The sequence below is a fragment of the Paenarthrobacter nicotinovorans genome (assembly GCF_021919345.1).
GTDB classification, from domain to species: Bacteria; Actinomycetota; Actinomycetes; order Actinomycetales; family Micrococcaceae; genus Arthrobacter; species Arthrobacter nicotinovorans.
The window spans coordinates 2,835,075-2,853,053 of the sequence record NZ_CP089293.1 but is presented as its reverse complement, the minus strand read 5'-3'; the positions used below and the strand labels follow the sequence as shown (position 1 = coordinate 2,853,053).

The window sequence follows — 17,979 nt, the reverse complement described above, 5'->3', positions numbered from 1 at the left end:
ACCCGGTAAACCCGGGCCCGGGAAAACCAGCAGTGCTGGCCGGTCGGCGCATCCTGATCACCAGGAGCGTGGACCGGGCCCAGCCGCTGGCGGACGCCCTGGGCGACCGTGGCGCGGAGCCGCTGGTGCTGCCGTTGATCGATTTCGAACAGGCACTTGACCAGTCCGAACTCGACGCCGGTCTGGACAGGCTTTCTGCCGGTGGCTTCGACTGGCTGGTCATCAGCAGCATCACCACGGTGCGGGTCTTGCTGGAAAAGGCAGCCGGGCGCGGCTTGGCCGTCGCAGAGCTGCTGCCCGCCGGGACCAAAGTGGCCACCATTGGCCACTCATCCCGCCAGGTTTTGGAGTCCGTAGGGCTCGTCGTTGACTTGGCGCCGACCGACGTCCAGTCCGCCGAAGGGCTGTTGCAGGTGTGGGAACCAGCGTCGTCGCGGGTTTTCCTCCCACAGGCCGACATCGCAGCGCCAAGGCTGAGGGAGGGTCTGGCCGCGAAAGGAGCGGACGTCACCGCAGTTGTTGCCTACCACACGGTGGACTATCCGGCCCGCGAAGAAGTGCGCGTGACCGCGGAGGTTCCTGCCGCCGTCGTGAATTCAGACGCCGTGCACTCCACCCGAGTCACAGCGGCCGTCCTGGAACCCGCCGATGCCCGAAAGGCGATCGACGCCGGGACCGTGGACGCGGTTGTTGCTGCCTCGCCCAGTGCCGCACGGCGGATCGCCGCCTTGTTTCCGTCCATGGGTACGTGCCGTTTCATCGCGATCGGACGCCCGACGGCGGCAGAAGCCTCGCGGCTCCACCTCACCGTGGCTGCTACAGCCAAAGAACCAACCCCGGACGGCATCGTGGCCGCCCTCGAATCTGTTTTCGCCAACGAAGGGAACCCGCAATGAGCTTTCCGAACCATCGTCCCCGCCGCTTGCGCACCACTGCCGCGATGCGCCGGCTCACAGCAGAAAACAGGTTGGCTCCGGCCGACCTGATCCTTCCGGCGTTCATTCGTGAAGGCCTCACGGAACCGAGCCCCATCAGCTCCATGCCCGGCGTCGTCCAGCACACCACCGATTCGTTGAAGCGCGCAGCTGCCGAAGCTGTGGAACTGGGCGTGGGCGGCATCATGCTGTTCGGCGTACCTGCGGTCCGCGATGCCCGGGGCACAGCCTCCCTCGATCCCGACGGCGTCCTGAACAAAGCCATCCGCGACGTCAAAGCCGAAGTCGGCGATGACCTGGTGATCATGGGCGATGTCTGCCTGGACGAATTCACCGATCACGGCCACTGCGGCGTGCTGGATGCCGAAGGCTACGTGGACAACGACGCCACCTTGGAGATCTACGGCCGGATGGCCGTAGCCCAGGCAGAAGCAGGTGCGCACGTGCTGGGCCCGTCGGGCATGATGGACGGCCAAATCGCCGTCATCCGCCAGGCTCTGGAGGAATCAGGCAACAAGAACACGGCGGTGCTGGCTTACGCCGCCAAATACGCATCCGCGTTCTACGGCCCGTTCCGTGAGGCTGTCGATTCCCAGCTCAAGGGCGACCGCCGGACCTACCAGATGGATGCCGCCAACCGCCGGGAGGCCATCCTGGAAGTGGAGCTGGACCTCGAAGAAGGCGCGGACATGGTCATGGTCAAGCCGGCCATGAGCTACCTGGACATCCTGGCTGACGTGGCTGCCATGAGCCCCGTGCCGGTCTCGGCCTACCAAATCTCGGGCGAGTACGCCATGATCGAAGCGGCTGCGGCCAACGGCTGGATCGACAGGCGCGGCGCCATTACCGAATCCGTGCTCGGGATCAAGCGTGCCGGAGCCGATACCGTCCTTACTTATTGGGCCTCCGAACTGGCAGGCTGGCTGAAGGAGTCCTGATGACATCCGTTTCCTCCGATCCCACGGCCCCGGTTGCGGCGGACCAGATACTGCTCGGCGTCAACACCTTCGGCGATGCGGGGCTCGACGCCGAGGGGAACCCCAAGGAGCACGCCCAAGTCCTGCGCGAACTGCTGGAGGAAGCAAAGCTGGCTGACGCCGTCGGAATCCATGCCTTTGGCGTGGGAGAACACCACCGCCGCGATTTCGCGGTGTCCGCGCCCGAGGTCTTCCTGGCCGCGGCAGCGGCGGTGACCTCACGCATCCGGCTGGGCTCCGCCGTGACCGTGCTCAGTTCGGATGACCCCATCCGCGTGTTCCAACGATTCGCCACTGTTGACGCGCTGTCCAACGGACGAGCCGAAGTGATGCTGGGGCGGGGCTCGTTCATAGAGTCCTTCCCGTTGTTCGGACTGGACCTGGCTGACTACGAGGTCCTTTTCGAAGAGAAACTGGAACTCTTCGACAAAGTGCGTGCGCAGAAGCCCGTGCACTGGGAAGGGCGCACCAGGCCGAACGTCAACGGGCTGCAGGTGTACCCGAAGCTGCAGCACCACCTGCTGCCTGCCTGGATCGGCGTAGGTGGAACCCCCGAATCAGTGTTGCGCTGCGCCGAATACGGTTACCCCATCATCTTCGCGATCATCGGGGGAGAACCGCGCCGCTTTGCGCCCTTGGTCAACCTCTACCGCGAAGCCATGGCCAAGTACGGGCACCCCATGCGCCAGATCGCGACGCACTCACCGGGATTCATCGCCGATACCGACGAGGCCGCCCGCGAGGAGCTCTTTCCGCACTGGCTCGAACAGCGCAACCGGATCGGAGCCGAGCGTGGTTGGGGTCCGGGAAACCGTGGCGAATTTGATGCCATGTGCGGCCCTGAAGGTGCGCTCTACGTTGGCTCGCCGGAGACCGTGGCGCAGAAAATCGCCCTGCTCAAGCGGAACCTGGGCGTGGATCGCTTTGACCTGAAGTACAGCAACGGGACGTTGCCCCACCAATCCATGATGCGCTGCATCGAGCTCTACGGCACCGAGGTGGCTCCGCGGGTTGCCGAGCTGCTGGCTTCGGCCTGAGCCATCTCCACCCCCGGGCGGCACGACCCGCCTGGAATCACTGAAAGAATAGGAACCATGACGTCAAACACCCCTGTGTCCGATCAGCTCTTCGACCGCGCACGGTCCCTGATGCCCGGCGGCGTGAACTCGCCGGTGCGCGCCTTCGGCTCCGTGGGGGGAAACCCGAAGTTCATGGTGTCCGCCAAGGGTGCCTACCTGACCGATGCCGACGGGCAGGAGTACGTTGACCTGGTATGTTCGTGGGGCCCTGCATTGCTGGGCCACGCGCACCCGGCCGTGCTCGACGCCGTCCACGCCGCCGTGGATAGGGGACTGTCCTTCGGTGCGTCCACCCCGGACGAAGCCAATCTGGCCGAAATCGTCAAGGAGCGCGTCTCCGCCGTCGAGCGCCTGCGCATGGTGTCCACGGGCACCGAGGCGACCATGACCGCAGTGCGCCTTGCCCGCGGCTTTACCGGCCGCAACCTGATCATCAAGTTTGCCGGTTGCTACCACGGCCACCTGGACGGTCTGCTGGCAGCGGCAGGCTCCGGCGTCGCAACTTTGGCTTTGCCGGGGTCCGCCGGGGTCACCGAGGCTACCGCGGCGGAGACTTTGGTGCTGCCGTACAACGACCTCGACGCCGTCGAGGCCGCGTTCGCTGCGCACGGCAGGAACATCGCTGCCGTCATCACCGAAGCGGCGCCCGCCAATATGGGTGTTGTCACCCCCGGTGAGGGCTTCAACGCCGGGCTGTCCCGCATCACCAAGGAACACGGTGCCCTGCTCATCCTCGACGAGGTCCTCACGGGATTCCGCACCGGCTACGCCGGCTACTGGGGACTGACAGGCCGCCAGGAAGGTTGGGCCCCGGACCTGCTCACCTTCGGCAAGGTCATCGGCGGTGGAATGCCGACGGCGGCACTCGGCGGCCGTGCCGACGTCATGGACTACCTCGCTCCCGTGGGCCCGGTGTACCAGGCCGGCACCTTGTCCGGAAACCCTGTGGCCATGGCAGCGGGCGTCGCGACCCTGAGCCATGCAACTCCCGAGGTCTACGCCTACGTGGATGCCCGATCACTGGAACTCTCAGCCGCACTGTCCTCCGCGCTGGACGCTGAAGGGGTGGACCACTCCATTCAAAGGGCAGGCAACCTGTTCTCCGTTGCTTTCGGTACCTCGGCCCACGGTGTGCACAACTACGACGACGCCCAGGGACAGGAGAGCTTCCGCTACGCGCCGTTCTTCCACTCCATGCTGGACTCGGGCGTGTACCTGCCGCCGTCGGTTTTTGAGGCCTGGTTCCTGTCCGCGGCCCATGACGATGCCGCGATGAACCGCATCATCGAAGCCCTCCCTGCCGCTGCGAAGGCGGCTGCCTCGGCCTAGTCCGTCCCATGCCCCGGGCAGTTGCGACCGGCATTTACGGTCTGCAATTGCCCGGGGCATTGCCGTGCCCGCTCAGGGTAGGCTCGTAAGTGGAAACCCAACCCCAACGAATTACGGTTTACCATGCGCAAGTCCCACACAATTGCATCCCTCAGTATGAGCATCGTCGCCGCTGGAGCCTTCGTCGCCATCGCGTCAGGCTGTTCAACCGGGACAGGATCGGGCGGGGCATCGTCCGCAGCCGGAACGTCGCAGGTGCCCGCCTCATCGCAGCCAAGCCCGGCGACGGCCACACCTTCCCCGACGACTTCCGCTGCACCGGCACCCACGGCCGGGACCCCGTCACCGGCCGAGCAACAACTTGCGGCGTTAAGCCTTGAGCAGCGTGTCGGGCAGCTGTTCATGGTGGCGGCCAAGGCTACGGGCGCCGAGCCGGGCACCATGGAAGCGCTGAAAAAATACCATGCAGGGAACGTGTACCTCAGTGGGCGAAGCAAAGCCGGCACTTCCGCCACGGCTGCCGTCGTTTCCTCGCTGACCGGGACCGTTTCGCCGGCGACCACCGGCGGTGTTCCCCTCTTTGTCGCAACTGACCAAGAGGGCGGATTTGTCCAGGTTCTCTCCGGGCCAGGGTTCTCCACCATTCCCACAGCCTTGGTGCAGGCATCATCGGGTCCGGCGAAGATTCGGGCCGATGCCGCGGTGTGGGGGAGGGAGCTTCGCGGCGTGGGTGTCAACGTCAACCTTGCTCCTGTTCTGGACACCGTGACCAGTGCTCAGTTTGCACCCTCCAACGGTCCCATTGGCCATTTCCAACGTGAGTACGGCTTTGCGCCGGAGACTGTCTCGGAGCTGGGAAACGCCTTCGCCGATGGCATGAAGGACGCAGGGGTAGCGCCGGTGGTGAAGCACTTTCCGGGTCTGGGACGTGTTGTGCCAAATACCGATGTCACCAGCCATGTGCGGGACAGCGCTACAACCCGCACAGATCCTGCCTTGGGGCCTTTCAAGGCAGCGGTCGCGTCGGGCACCAATTGGGTCATGATCTCCAATGCCTATTACGACAAAATCGATCCCGCCAATATCGCACCGTTTTCGCCCATGGTGATGGACACGATGCTGCGCGGAGATATCGGATTCAAGGGCATTGTCCTGTCGGATGACCTGTGCAGCGCGGCTCAGTTGGAGGCTTGGTCAGATGCCGACCGTGCGCTGAACTTCTTTGGTGCCGGAGGAACCATGCTGGTCTGTGCTGATCCCACCAGCATTCCGGCGATGCACCAGGCTGTAGTGAAGAAGGCCCAGGCGGACCCCGCCTTCCGCGCCAAGGTGGACGCTGCCGCCCTGACGGTGCTGCGGATCAAGAACGGTCAGTAGGACCGGCGCACGAGCAGTAAAAAAGCCCCGCCCTTCCAGTGACGGGCATTGGCATGATCGTCGGGAAGGGCAGGGCTTCTCTGCAGTTCGGCTTGAGTACTTCCGGGGTCAGAGAACGTCCGAAAGGAAGCCTTGGAGGCGTTCCGTCTGCGGGTTGGTGAACAGTTGCTCAGGGGGACCGGACTCCACCACCACGCCGGCGTCCATGAAGGTCACGATGTCGGAGACGTTGCGGGAGAAGCCCATTTCGTGGGTTACCACCACCATGGTCATGCCTCCCTTGGCCAGGTCGGTCATGAGGGCGAGGACGCCCTTCACCAGTTCCGGGTCAAGAGCGGACGTGGCCTCATCAAAGAACATGACCTCTGGCTTCATGGCCAGTGCACGGGCAATGGCAACACGTTGCTGCTGACCTCCGGAGAGGTTGGCAGGACGTGAATCGGCCTTGTGCTTCAAACCCACAAGGTCGAGCTGGGCCAGGGCTTCATCGCGGGCCTGCTCCTTGGACATGCCGCGGAGTTTCCGCAGGGCCAGGGAAATGTTCTCGGCCACTGTTTTGTGCGGGAACAGGTTGAACTGCTGGAAGACCATGCCGATGCGGCGGCGAAGCTCGTCGGGGTTGTCCTTCAGCACCGAACGGCCATCCAGAAGGATGTCGCCTTGGTCCGGCTCGATCAGCCGGTTCATGACACGCAGCAGTGTCGACTTACCCGAGCCGGAAGGTCCGATGACCGAGGCCGTGGTGCCCTTCTCAACATGGAGGTCGATACCGCGCAGCACATGGTTGCTGCCGAACGACAAATGGATGTTCTTCGCGGTCAGCGTCCCTGAAGCGAATTCACTCATGCCTGTGCTCCTTTTCCAACCACTGCGGCTGCCTCATCCGGTTCCTTCTTCTCCGGGCGGCCGGCGCGCATGCGGGCATCGATCCAGTTCACGAAGTGCGTGAGCGGGATCGTTAGTGCCAGATAGAAAATCGCTGCCGCAACGTACGGTGACAGGTTGCCGCTGTTGGCTGCGGCATCCTTGCCGATCTGGAAGATTTCCCGCTCGGTCGCCAGCAGGCCAAGCATGAAGACCAAGGACGATTCCTTGATCAACGCAATGAACTGGTTGACCAGGGCCGGAAGGACGCGGCGGATACCTTGCGGCACCACTACCAGGCGCATGGACGAGCCGTAGCTGAAGCCGAGCGCCCGCGTGGCCTCGAGCTGGCCCTTGTCAACGCTCTGGATACCGGAACGGAAGATCTCGCCGATGTACGCGCCGGACATCAGCGACAACGCCGCGATGGCCATGGGGTACGGGCTGGTGGATCCGGTGAGTTCGCGAATGATCGGACCGAAACCGAAGCCAATCACCAGGATGGTCAGCACTGGCGGGAGCCCGCGGAGAATGTCCGTGTAAATGCGGGCTACCCACCGTGCTGCCGCGTTCCGGGAAATCCCCATCAGGGCAAGCAGCATCCCGAGGGCGGTGCCAATGATGCCCGAGACGACAGCCAGGACGATCGTGTTGGGCAGGCCAACGGCGAACATCTTGGGAATGACTTGGCCCATCGCCTCCCAGTCAAAGAAGGTATCGGCTAATTGATTGAGGATATCCATGGAACGCCTTGGTTACTTGGCCGGGAGCTGGACGGCCTTGCTGCCCGGCTTCCAGCCCTGGGGGGTCTGCTCTGCGGCAGTCGGACGGTCCTTGTACCACTCGGCCGTGAGCTTTGCCCAGGTGCCGTCAGCAATGACAGCATCCAGGCCGGAGTTCAAGGCGTCGATGAGCGGCTTGTTGTCCTTGTTCACGGCGTAGGCAGTGAAGTTCTGGGTGTTGACAACCTTCTCGGCGATCTTGGTGTTGTCGCCTTCCTTGACCTGGCCTTCGGCCTGCTGCGACGGGGCAACCCATGCGTCGATCTGGCCGTTCTTCACGTTGCCGTAGACGGTGTTGTAGTCAGGGAAACGTACCGGCTCGATCTTGAGGGTGTTCGTCATGTAGTCGTCCTGGACCGTGCCCTGGACAACGCCGATGCGGAGGCCTTCCTTGATGTCGCCGAAGCCGGTGATCTTGGAGTCGCTCTTGGTCACGACGGCCATGTAGCCGAAGTCGTAACCGTTGGTGAAGCCAACAGTCTTGCGGCGGGCGTCAGTGGTCGAGATCGAGGAGGATCCGACGTCGAACTGCTTGTTGCCCACCTGGGACAGCAAAGCGGAGAAATCGGTGGAAGCGAACTCGACCTTGAGTCCCAGCTTGTCGCCGATGGCGCGCAGGAGCTCGTTGTCGTAACCGGTGAACTTGCCGGAAGGATCGATGAAGATGTTCGGCGGGGCGTCGGACAGGGTGCCTACGCGGATGGTGCCGTCGGTGATGAGGCCGAGCTTGGACTTGTCGATCTTGTCCAGGGGAGTAACGTCGGCGGTAGTGAAGCTGTCCAGCGACTTCTGGTCGCTGCCGGCGAGGGCGTCAGTGGCAGTTCCGCTGGGCTCGGAGCTTCCTCCGCCGCATGCTGCCAGGGAAATCACCAGGGCTGCGGCCACGGGGGCAACAGACAGCCACTTAGGGGCTTTGAATTTCATGAAGAAAATCACTTTCATCGGGTCACGGAGACGTTTCGCGGTGGGCGGGGAAACGGCAGCAATACAAAGGTTGGCTGTCCTAGCAGACTTCAACCCGCCAAACTTAATTATGTCACCAGCCCACAAGGGCGCCGTGAATCGAAGAAATGGTTGCTCACCCTCGATTTTCCCGAAGATAGTTCCCGCTGGAGCTAAATAGTAAGCTGACTGTTCCGGTTATGGCTCCGCGGGTGGAATTCACGCCTGAACTACAGGGCACCCGGGGGTTCCCGAAAAACGTGTGACATGCGTCGCAGAAAGCCCTTACCGGGGCCGGGAGCTAGAAACCGCCGCGGCTGGCGTCCACCGGAGGAAGCACCGGCCACTCACCCTCAATGACGGCAGTGGGCTTGCTGCGGCGCAGGTACTGCTGGAAATCCGCGGCCTGGGATGCGGCCCAGTCTACTTGCAGCTGGTGCAGCTTGGAGGCCGGCATCTGGAGTTTGGGAAACTTGCCGGCCATGGCATCCAGCACCCGGAGCGTGGCGAGGGCGTCGGCGGCAGAAGTATGCGCGTTGGTCAGATCAATCCCGTACTCCTCGCACAGGGCGGTCAGTGTGCGCTTGCCCTTGCGGTACCGGTCAACCTGCTTGTTCATCACATAGGGATCGAGCACAGGGAAGCGGCTCAGCTGGGGAACGCCGTAGCGGGCGGATTCGGCCGCCAAAACGGTGAAGTCGTAACTGGCGTTGAAAGCGATAACCGGAGTTCCGGCGTCGAACAGTTCCTGGAGTACCCCGGCGACCTCGCGCGTAACCTCCGCCGCCGGCCGCCCTTCCGCCCTTGCCTTCTCCGTGGTGATGCCGTGCACTTCGCTGGCTTCAGCGGGGATCTCCACGCCCGGATCCGCCAGCCATTCGTGTTCCGCGATGAGTTCCCCGTGGTCGTCCACCACGGTGATGGAAGCGGTGACGATCCGTGCGGAACGGGAGTTCTTCCCAGTGGTCTCGAGGTCGAATGCGGCGCGGGAGAGGGTGTTCCAGGAGCTCATGGTTTTCACGGTACCGGCTGGCACCGACACTACTGGGTAGGACACTCCTGCCGTTAGGCTGAACACATGCGGATGGAGTATGTAACGGCGGTCCTGGCCGTCGTGGACCTCGTTCCGCCTGCTTCGGCGGTGTCCTACGGCGACGTTGCCGAGCTCCTCGGTTCGGGTGGGCCGCGGCAGGTTGGTGCTGTTATGAGCCACTACGGCAGCGCCGTGGCCTGGTGGCGGGTGCTGCGGGCAAGCGGAGAAGCGCCTCCCGGCCACGAAGCCGACGCTCTCCGGCACTATCTGGAAGAATCCACTCCGCTGCACGGTGCGTACCGGGCGTTCCTGCTGACCGGCGAAGGCAGGTGGCGCGTCGATCTCGCGGCGGCCCGATGGGCGCCCACGGACGGGGATTTTGACCAACTTGATGTGATCTCCGACCAGTTGGAGCGTCGACTCCATATATTGTCGGTACCCGATGATGAAATGACTGTGTGACCGCGACTCCTGCCAAACCCCGCCCAGCATCCGCAGCCCTCCGGCTGCTGCCGCCGCGGCAAACCCATTACGCGGCCCCTGCCTTGTCTCCCGACCAGCTCGCTGTGGTCTCCCTTCCGCAGGGGAGCGGGCCGATCCTCGTGCCCGGCGGTCCTGGAACCGGCAAATCCACCGTGCTCGTGGAGTCAGCTGTCCGCCGTGTCCGCGAGGACGGACTGGACCCCGAAGAGATCCTCATCCTTGCCCCGGGCCGCCATGCGGCCGCTGCCCTGCGCGACACCTTTACGGGTCGGCTGGACCGCAGCCTCAGTACGACGCCGGCCCGCACCTGGGCGTCCTATGCTTTCGATATCATCCGGCGCGCCAAAGCTGAAGGTGTCCTCCCGCTGGCGCGGCCGCCCAAGCTCCTCTCCGGTCCTGAGCAGGATCTCATCATCAAGGAGCTTCTGGAGGGCCACTCGCGTCCGGGCTTCCAGTTGCCCTGGCCGGATGACCTGGCCGCGGCGCTGCCCACCCGGGGCTTCCGCCATGAAATCCGCCAGTTGTTCGATCGCATCATCGAGTCCGGACGTACAGCTGACGATCTGGTTGGCCTGGCCTACGAGTGCGGAAGGCCCGACTGGATGGCCGCCGCAGAACTCTACAGCGAATACAGGGACATCCTCGATCTCCGTATGCCGGAGGCCTTCGACCCCGCCGGGATCATTACCACTGCCCGGCAGATATTCCAGGACTCCCCGGACTTCCTGGCTGAAGAGCGGCGGCGCCTTCAGTTGTTCCTGGTGGACGACGCCCAGGAATCCAACCCCGCGGTGTTCGAACTCCTGGCTGATGTTGCTGAGGGCAAGGACGCAGTGGTGACCTACTCCCCGGATACCGTGGTGCAGGGTTTCCGTGGCGCACGGCCGGATCTCGTAGCGGAGCTGCCGGCACTCCTGGGCGGTCCGGAGCAGGCCGTCCTGGAACGGCCCCTGTCCATGACGCACCGCCACGCTCCTGCGGTGGCTGAGGCCTGGTCCCGGGTAGCGGCCCGTATTTCGCAGCGTTCCGGCGGTCAGTTGGCGAGGCAGATGGAACAGCCCCCGCAGGCCGGGGCTGAAAATACGGCACTTTTCCCTGAGGGCAGGGTGGAAGGCCACGTGCTGCCCTCCGCCGTTCACGAGATGCGTTACGTCACCCAAAGAATTCTTGAAGCGCAGCTGCGGGATGGCCGCGAATTCAGCGACATCGCGGTGATTGTCCGCAATGGCGGGCAAATCTCACAGTTGCAGCGCTACTTGGGTGGACAAGGCATTCCGGTGCGGGTTCCGGTGGCAGACTCTGCTGTTCGCGACGAAGTCGCAGTGCGTCCCCTTCTTGAAGCATTTGCCGTTGTGTTGGACCCGGTCAAGCTGACCCCCGAGACCGCTGTATCACTCCTGACCTCCCGCATCGGCGGGGCTACGGCCATTGAACTGCGAAGACTCCGTCAGTCACTGCGGCGTGAGGAACTTCTTGGAGGTGGCGGCCGGTCCAGCGACGCGCTGCTGGTGGAGGCCCTGCTTGAACCGGGTGCGTTGGCATCGCTGGGTATCGAGGGCAGTGCTGCCCGACGACTCGCTCGAACAATCTCGGCCGGTGTTGCAGCCGTCGCCGAACCCGGAGCCAACGCCGAATCAGTTCTCTGGGCGTTGTGGCAAGCCACGGGCTTGTCCGCACGGTGGGCCGAAGCAGCCTTGGAAGGCGGTGCCGCCGGGGCCCGTGCCGATCGGGACCTTGACGCGATGATGGCGCTCTTCCACACTGCCGAACGTTTCGTGGACCAGCTTCCTGGCTCAGGGCCGGAGCAATTCCTTGACTATTTGCTGAACCAGGAGCTGCCAATGGACACGCTGGCAGCACGCGCACAACTTGAAGACTGCGTGGAAATCATGACCCCCGCCAGTGCTGCCGGGCGGGAGTGGCCGGTGGTGATTGTCGCCGGCCTCCAGGAAGGTGTCTGGCCAAATACCCGCTTGCGCGGCGAACTCCTGGGCAGCACGGTGTATGCCGATGCCGTGGAGCACGGGGTGGATTACGCCCTGGGCCGGGGACCGCTCAGCCGGCTCCGGGATATCCGGTACGACGAACTGCGAAGCTTCTCCACCGCCATCTCACGTGCACGTGAGGTCCTGATCTGCACGGCCGTCTCCTCTGAGGATGAGCAACCGTCCGCGTTCCTGGACTATGTGGCTCCCTTGGGCCAGGGGGAATACAAACGCAGTTACACCCCCGTGGACCGCCCCATGACTTTGCGGGCCCTCGTGGCGGAACTCCGGCAGCACGTCCAACTGGACGAGTCCTCAGGCCAGGAGCCGGCGGCTGCGCAGGAGGCCGCCCGGATACTGGCCAGGCTTGCCAGCTCGGAGCCCCCGGTTCCTGGCGCGGATCCGGACACCTGGTGGGGCCTGGCGCCCCTGAGTTCCATGGACCCGGTTGTACCCCCGGGCGGCACAGTCTCCGTTTCACCGTCCAAAGTGGAAGCGGTCCACAAATCCCCGCTGGACTGGTTTGTCCAGGCCGCCGGAGGAGAGGCGGCCACCGATTTCGCACGCAGCCTGGGCACCCTTGTCCACAGCATTGCCCAGGACCTGCCCGAGGCTTCGGGCGGAGAGTACGTGGCCGAACTCGTCCGCCGTTGGCCTACGTTGGGGATGAAGGACAACTGGGAGGGGCGGCTGGACTTCCAGCGGGCTGAGCTCATGGTCCGGAAACTGGCCCAGTATGTCCTCATTATGCGAAGCGAAGGCAGGAGCCTTCTTGCGGTCGAGCACGACTTTGAAGTCCAGCTTCCTGACGTCAGGCTTGATGCGGTACCCGCCGGGGACCTGGACCCCGAAGGCCTCCAACGTCATGCCGTGCTCCGCGGTCAGGTGGACCGGTTGGAGCTTGATGCCGAGGGGCGGCTGGTCGTCGTCGACCTCAAAACCGGAAAGCGCCAGCCGGGCAAGGCAGAAGTCGCCAACCATCCGCAGTTGGGCGCTTACCAGGCGGCAGTTTTGAAGGGTGCGTTCCAGGACGCCGCGCCGTCCGGAGAAGAACCTGGCCCCGGGCTCCCCGCAGAAACGACGAAACCTTCCATGCCCGGGGGCGCTGTGCTGGCCCAACTCGGTACCAAGACCAAGAGTCCGGCCGTTCAGCAGCAGGACCCCCTGGAGTCCGGTGACAACTGGGCTGAGGCCTTGGTCAATGAGGCCGCAGCGTTGATGGCCGGCGCAACGTTTGAAGCACGGCATGATCCAGGCAAAAGCAGTCATGGCGGACATGGTTGCCGCCTTCCGGACATTTGCCCACTGTGCGCACGAGGAAAGCAGGTTACCGAATGAGCACTGAACTCCTGGACGGTGTGGGGGCCTCCACATTCGATGGCGGCGCGGGTACCCCGGAGCCCCGTTTTACGCCGTCGCAGCTGGCGGACATCCTGGGCGAGAAGAACCACCCCACGTCCGAACAGTCGGACATCATTTCTTCCGCACTGACGCCGCGTCTGGTCATTGCCGGAGCGGGTTCCGGAAAGACCGCCACCATGGCCGACCGTGTGGTGTGGCTTGTCGCCAACGGCTGGGTCCGCCCGGAAGAGGTCCTGGGCGTGACGTTCACCCGCAAGGCTGCTGGAGAACTGGCCAGTCGAATCAGGAGCAAGCTGGCCACACTCCAGCGGGTGGCCGCCGAAGACGATGGCACCATCGGATTCCCGGCGGACCTGCTCGGCGCTGATGATCTGGAGCCCAGGGTTTCCACTTACCATTCGTACGCCAGCGCAATTGTGTCCGACTACGGCCTGCGGTTGGGGATAGAGCGTGATGTCGTCCTGCTGGGTGGCGCGCAGTCCTGGCAGTTGGCCAGCGAAGTCGTAGAGGCCTACGACGGCGACTATGAGCACTTCACAGCCGCAAAGTCGACGTTGGTCAACGGTGTCATCCAGTTGGCAGGTGAATGCGCCGAGCATCTCCAGGACCCGGCCATGGTGCGTGAATGGGTGCTCGAACGGGTGCAGGGATTCGAACAGCTTCCCTATGTGGCCGGAGCTAAGAAGAACCCGACACAGGCCGCCGGGGAACTGGCGGCGATGCTCCGGACCCGGGCCAGCGTGGCTGACATGGTGGTCCGATACCAGGAAGCCAAGCGCCAGCGCGGGGTCCTGGACTTCGGGGACCTGGTGGCTCTGGCTGCCCGGATTGCGCGGGACATCCCTTTGGCAGCTGCCACGGAACGCGCGCGGTACAAGGTGGTTCTCCTGGACGAGTTCCAGGACACCTCGCACGCCCAGTTGGTTCTGTTTTCGCGGCTCTTCGGCCAGTGCCACGCCGTCACCGCTGTCGGTGACCCCAACCAGTCCATCTACGGATTCCGGGGCGCTTCGGCCGGTCAGCTCTTCCATTTCGTGCAGGAGTTCCCGGTCGTTCACAAGGCCGCAGGGGAAGATTCGACGTCGTACGCCGTGGCACCTACGTCCTACCTGACCACTGCCTGGCGGAACGGAAGGAACATCCTGCAGGCAGCCAATACCATCGCCGCGCCCTTGAACAGGGCTGCGGGCGCCGGCGCAGCGGCGGGGGAGAAAACGGACTCCGGGACCGTTTCCGTCCCGCCGCTGGTACCCAGTCCTGCCGCTGTTGACGGCAGCGTGGTCATCGGGCGGTTCGGAACTGATGAGGACGAGGCTGCCGCGATCGTCCGCGATGTCCGGCGTTACCAGCGGACTGTGTTCGAAGAAGAGGCCGACGGTACACCGACTAAACCGACCATGGCGGTTTTGTGCCGCCGGCGCGCCCAGATGGAGTGCCTCCGCCGCGAGTTCGAACTGCAGGGAATCGCTTACGAGATCGTCGGCTTGGGCGGACTGCTGGACACCCCGGAGGTCGTGGATGTTGTGGCTACCCTGCGCGTCCTGGCTGATCCAGGACGTTCTGATGCCCTGATGAGGTTGCTTGCCGGGGCACGCTGGCGGATTGGTCCGGCGGACCTGATGGCTTTCAGCGACTGGTCCAGGTTCCTCGCCCGGCGTCGGTCCGCCCCGGACGCACAAGGTGAAGCGAGCGAAACCGACGAGGAAGCATCGGCCGTGGTGGTGGAAAGCGATATCACCGACGCCGCCAGCCTGGTGGAGGCTCTTGACTACCTGCCCAAGCCGGGGTGGACTTCCGGCCATGGAAGGAGCTTGAGCGGTGCGGCCTTGGATCGCCTGAACACCCTTGCCGCGGAACTGCGCTCCCTGAGGAGTTTCATCGGCGATGACCTCACCACGCTGCTGGGCGAGGTGGAGCGGGCCATGCTCCTCGACATCGAAGTTGCCGCCAAGCCGGGGGTCAGCATTCATCAGGCGCGACGAAACCTGGATGCCTTCCAGGACGCCGCGGCGAACTTCCTCCAGACCTCGCAGCGGATCGACCTTCTGGCCTTCCTGTCCTGGCTGGAGGCAGCCGCCTCCGAGGAAGGCGGTCTGGACGTCGCACCGCCGGAGACCAACCGCGAAGCCGTGCAGTTGCTGACCGTCCACGCCTCCAAGGGCCTGGAATGGGACGTGGTCTTCGTACCCGGCCTCAACGCAGGTTCGTTCCCCAGCAACAGGGACTCCCGGTGGAGCACCGGCGCCGCGGCATTGCCGTGGCCCCTGCGCGGAGATCGCGCCGACCTTCCTCAGTGGGACCTTGACCAGTCCGACCAGAAGGGCTGGCTGGATGCAGAGAAGGACTTCAAATCGGAAGTCCAACACCATGGTGAAGCTGAGGAGCGCCGCCTTGCCTACGTTGCTTACACGCGGGCAAAGTTCGTCCTATGGGCCTCAAGCGCAGCGTGGAATGGTTCGCGCTCGGGGATAGCCGGGATGTCCGCCTTCCTTTCGGAGCTGGCGCCGCTTGCCGGGCTGGGGCAGGAAGACGACGGACGTTTTGGCATTGCCGCGCAGGCCGACGTCCACCCTGATTCCGTGTCAGAAGAAGCCTTGCCCGACACCAGCCCTTTGACGACTTCGCTGGAGATAGCTCAATTTCCCTACGATCCTCTTGAAGGACCGTCCGACCCGAGGACCGGAGCCCGCCTCAGGCTGGCGCCTGGCCGTCGGGAGGCCATGGACCGGGCCGCAGCAATGGTGCGGGCATACATGGAAAATCCCGACAACGAACATTCCTCGCCCCCCTTGGGCGGTGCGGCCGGAAAGTGGTCGCAGGAAGCTGAGCTCTTGCTGGACCGGCAAAGGCGACGGAAGGCAATCCACGACATCCATCTGCCCAGCCATATCTCCGCGTCACTTTTCGTGGACCTCGGCGACAACCCTGCGGCCGTACTGTCCCAGCTCCGCAGGCCTGTTCCCCGGGAACCGGGAATCTCGGCGCGCAAGGGTACAGCGTTCCACGCCTGGGTGGAGGAGTACTTCGGTACGACAGGAATGCTGGACCTCGACGAGGCACCCGGCTCGGACTCGCACATTGATGAGGCCTATGGGCTGGATGACATGGTGGCTGCGTTCAGGCAGTCCGAGTGGGCGCAGCGTGCTCCGGCCTTCGTGGAGGTGCCCGTGGAAACCCGTATCGGTGACGTGGTTGTCCGCGGCAGGATCGATGCCGTGTTCCGTGACGCCGATGGCCGGTGGCAGTTGATTGACTGGAAAACCGGACGACGTCCGGCAGGAAGACAACTGGCAACGCGCGCGGTGCAGCTGGCCGTGTACCGGCTGGCGTGGGCGCGGCTCAAGGACGTGCCCCTGGAGGAAGTCAGCGCAGCGTTCTACTACGTGGCCGAAGACGCAGTGGTGCGCCCGCATGATCTGGGCAGCGCCGAGGAACTTGAACAGATCGTTGCCGAGGCCTTGAAAGCCAAGTGAGGTCCGGGCGAGGACAAATGAAGCCTAGGAACGGTCCGCCGTGTGCAGTGGCGTGACCACGCTGATGGCGGCCGTGGATGTATCGTCATGGTCGCTTGAGGCATCGCCCCCGGCCCGGGCGGAATCCGCCGAGGCTGTCGTATCAGGCGAGTCAGTCGACCCTTCGGCAGCCGGCTCGGCAGCGGGGATTGCTGCCACCGAAACTGTTGGACCGGCGTCGGGAATTGCCACCACGCTGACCGCAGGTTGGTGGGCGGCGGCCATCGCGGCCTGATGCTCCGCAATTTCCCTTTCGGCGGCTTCCGCCTCTTCATCGCGGCGTGCCTGGTCCTCTATGTCGCTGGCGAGGGACTGCAGCATGGACTCAGCTTCCGCTGTCATGCTTTGATGTCCGGCTGCCATGGCCTTGACCAGATATTGGGCCAGTGCGAACTCTGCCAGCAAGGCAGCGCGGCGTAGCAGGTGGGCGTCCGGGGTCTCCCTGCGGGCCTGGGTGTAGTGGTCCAGCACTGCTTCCACAAACGACGTTTCGTTGGAGGCCACCAGCCACGCGAAATCGTCGGCAGGGTCACCGATCCGCAGATCAGTCCACCCAGTCACTGCGGTGACGTTGTCGCCCTGGACCATCAGGTTGTCTTCGTGGAGATCGCCGTGGACTACGGAGGTGTTGAACCGCCACAGGGCGACATCCTCCAGGGCATGCTCCCACCTGCGCAAGAGCGTGGCAGGAATCTTGCCCGTTGTTGCCGCCTGATCCAGTTCGTTGAGCTTGCGCTGCCTGAATTCATTGGCCGAATAGCTGGGAAGGTCTGCATTGATGACCAGGCTCAGCGGAAGATCGTGGACAGCAGCCAGTGCCGCACCGATTTCCTTGGCCAATGCCGGGCTGCTGGCCGAGAGTTCTTCGATGGACAGCACCGATCCCTGAAGGTGCGCATAAACGAAGGTAGTGAGAGAGCCCTGCCGGACGGTGCCGGCAATGGTGGGCACATGGAAGGGCAGTTCGGCCCGGACGGCAGGAGCGAAGGCCCGGAGCACCATGAATTCGGTTTCCAGGCGCGTGCTCGCCTCAGGATGGCGCGGCGAACGGACCCGCCAGCGTTTGCCTTCCGCGTCCAACAACGACGCGGAGTCGAAGTCTGCGTTGTCGTCGGGGGAATAGGCTGTAGCCGTCGGCGCCAAACCAGGCACCGCCGCGGTTGCTATAGCGGCCAGTTCGAGCGGTGTTCTTCTCACCTCTCCACGGTAGATTGAGTGCGGCCGATGGCCATGATGCAGCGCGGCGAGTCTTCAGATCCGCGTCAAATCGACAGCGGATCGGCGCAAAAGACCGGCCTGGCTGCGTGCCGGCACCCGCT

Annotated in this window: 13 protein-coding genes; 8 read left to right on the top strand and 5 right to left on the bottom strand. The window is 64.2% G+C overall.

What is annotated here, in order from left to right; translation table 11 throughout:
- Positions 1-32: 32 nt before the first annotated feature.
- The 5 genes from JMY29_RS13220 to JMY29_RS13200 all read left to right on the top strand — a co-directional run bounded on the left by JMY29_RS13220 (position 33) and on the right by JMY29_RS13200 (position 5,697).
- Positions 33-896 (top strand): uroporphyrinogen-III synthase, encoded by an 864-nt coding sequence (locus JMY29_RS13220; protein ID WP_189075437.1) that lies wholly within the window; start codon positions 33-35, stop codon positions 894-896.
- Entirely contained in the window at positions 893-1,873 is a 981-nt protein-coding gene (hemB, locus tag JMY29_RS13215) for a porphobilinogen synthase (protein WP_018776505.1), read from the top strand. The genes JMY29_RS13220 and hemB overlap by 4 nt, the downstream gene beginning before the upstream one ends.
- Positions 1,873-2,949 carry an LLM class flavin-dependent oxidoreductase gene (locus JMY29_RS13210; protein ID WP_018776504.1) on the top strand — a complete coding sequence of 359 codons (1,077 nt, stop codon included), beginning with the start codon at positions 1,873-1,875 and terminating at the stop codon, positions 2,947-2,949. The genes hemB and JMY29_RS13210 overlap by 1 nt, the downstream gene beginning before the upstream one ends.
- Positions 2,950-3,006: 57 nt before the next feature.
- Positions 3,007-4,320, top strand: a complete 1,314-nt coding sequence (gene hemL, locus JMY29_RS13205) for a glutamate-1-semialdehyde 2,1-aminomutase (RefSeq protein WP_018776503.1) — start codon at positions 3,007-3,009, stop codon at positions 4,318-4,320.
- A gap of 156 nt (positions 4,321-4,476) precedes the next feature.
- Positions 4,477-5,697 (top strand): glycoside hydrolase family 3 N-terminal domain-containing protein, encoded by a 1,221-nt coding sequence (locus JMY29_RS13200; protein ID WP_229778550.1) that lies wholly within the window; start codon positions 4,477-4,479, stop codon positions 5,695-5,697.
- A 108-nt stretch (positions 5,698-5,805) separates the two neighbouring features.
- On the opposite strand, the gene JMY29_RS13195 is transcribed toward JMY29_RS13200, so the two are convergent.
- From JMY29_RS13195 to JMY29_RS13180, 4 genes are all read right to left on the bottom strand, one after another.
- On the bottom strand, positions 5,806-6,543 hold the full coding sequence (locus JMY29_RS13195; RefSeq protein WP_018776500.1) for an amino acid ABC transporter ATP-binding protein: 738 nt from the start codon (positions 6,541-6,543) through the stop codon (positions 5,806-5,808).
- Positions 6,540-7,304, bottom strand: a complete 765-nt coding sequence (locus JMY29_RS13190; RefSeq protein WP_018776499.1) for an amino acid ABC transporter permease — start codon at positions 7,302-7,304, stop codon at positions 6,540-6,542. Before JMY29_RS13190 ends, JMY29_RS13195 begins: the two co-directional genes overlap by 4 nt.
- Positions 7,305-7,316: 12 nt before the next feature.
- Positions 7,317-8,267 carry an ABC transporter substrate-binding protein gene (locus JMY29_RS13185; protein WP_026266960.1) on the bottom strand — a complete coding sequence of 317 codons (951 nt, stop codon included), beginning with the start codon at positions 8,265-8,267 and terminating at the stop codon, positions 7,317-7,319.
- A gap of 319 nt (positions 8,268-8,586) precedes the next feature.
- Positions 8,587-9,297, bottom strand: coding sequence for a 3'-5' exonuclease (locus JMY29_RS13180; RefSeq protein ID WP_189075197.1), 711 nt, complete (start codon positions 9,295-9,297; stop codon positions 8,587-8,589).
- A 66-nt stretch (positions 9,298-9,363) separates the two neighbouring features.
- On the opposite strand from JMY29_RS13180, the gene JMY29_RS13175 reads away from it, so the two are divergent.
- Genes JMY29_RS13175 through JMY29_RS13165 form a run of 3 tightly spaced genes read left to right on the top strand, consistent with a single transcriptional unit; the run spans position 9,364 to position 16,621 of the window.
- Positions 9,364-9,780, top strand: a complete 417-nt coding sequence (locus JMY29_RS13175; RefSeq protein ID WP_018776496.1) for an MGMT family protein — start codon at positions 9,364-9,366, stop codon at positions 9,778-9,780.
- Positions 9,777-13,124 carry an ATP-dependent helicase gene (locus tag JMY29_RS13170; RefSeq protein ID WP_189075196.1) on the top strand — a complete coding sequence of 1,116 codons (3,348 nt, stop codon included), beginning with the start codon at positions 9,777-9,779 and terminating at the stop codon, positions 13,122-13,124. The genes JMY29_RS13175 and JMY29_RS13170 overlap by 4 nt, the downstream gene beginning before the upstream one ends.
- Positions 13,121-16,621, top strand: coding sequence for an ATP-dependent helicase (locus JMY29_RS13165; protein WP_189075195.1), 3,501 nt, complete (start codon positions 13,121-13,123; stop codon positions 16,619-16,621). Before JMY29_RS13170 ends, JMY29_RS13165 begins: the two co-directional genes overlap by 4 nt.
- Before the next feature lie 24 nt (positions 16,622-16,645).
- Here the strand turns inward: JMY29_RS13165 and JMY29_RS13160 are convergent, their stop codons facing one another.
- Entirely contained in the window at positions 16,646-17,857 is a 1,212-nt protein-coding gene (locus tag JMY29_RS13160; protein ID WP_026266958.1) for a macrolide 2'-phosphotransferase, read from the bottom strand.
- Positions 17,858-17,979: the final 122 nt, after the last annotated feature.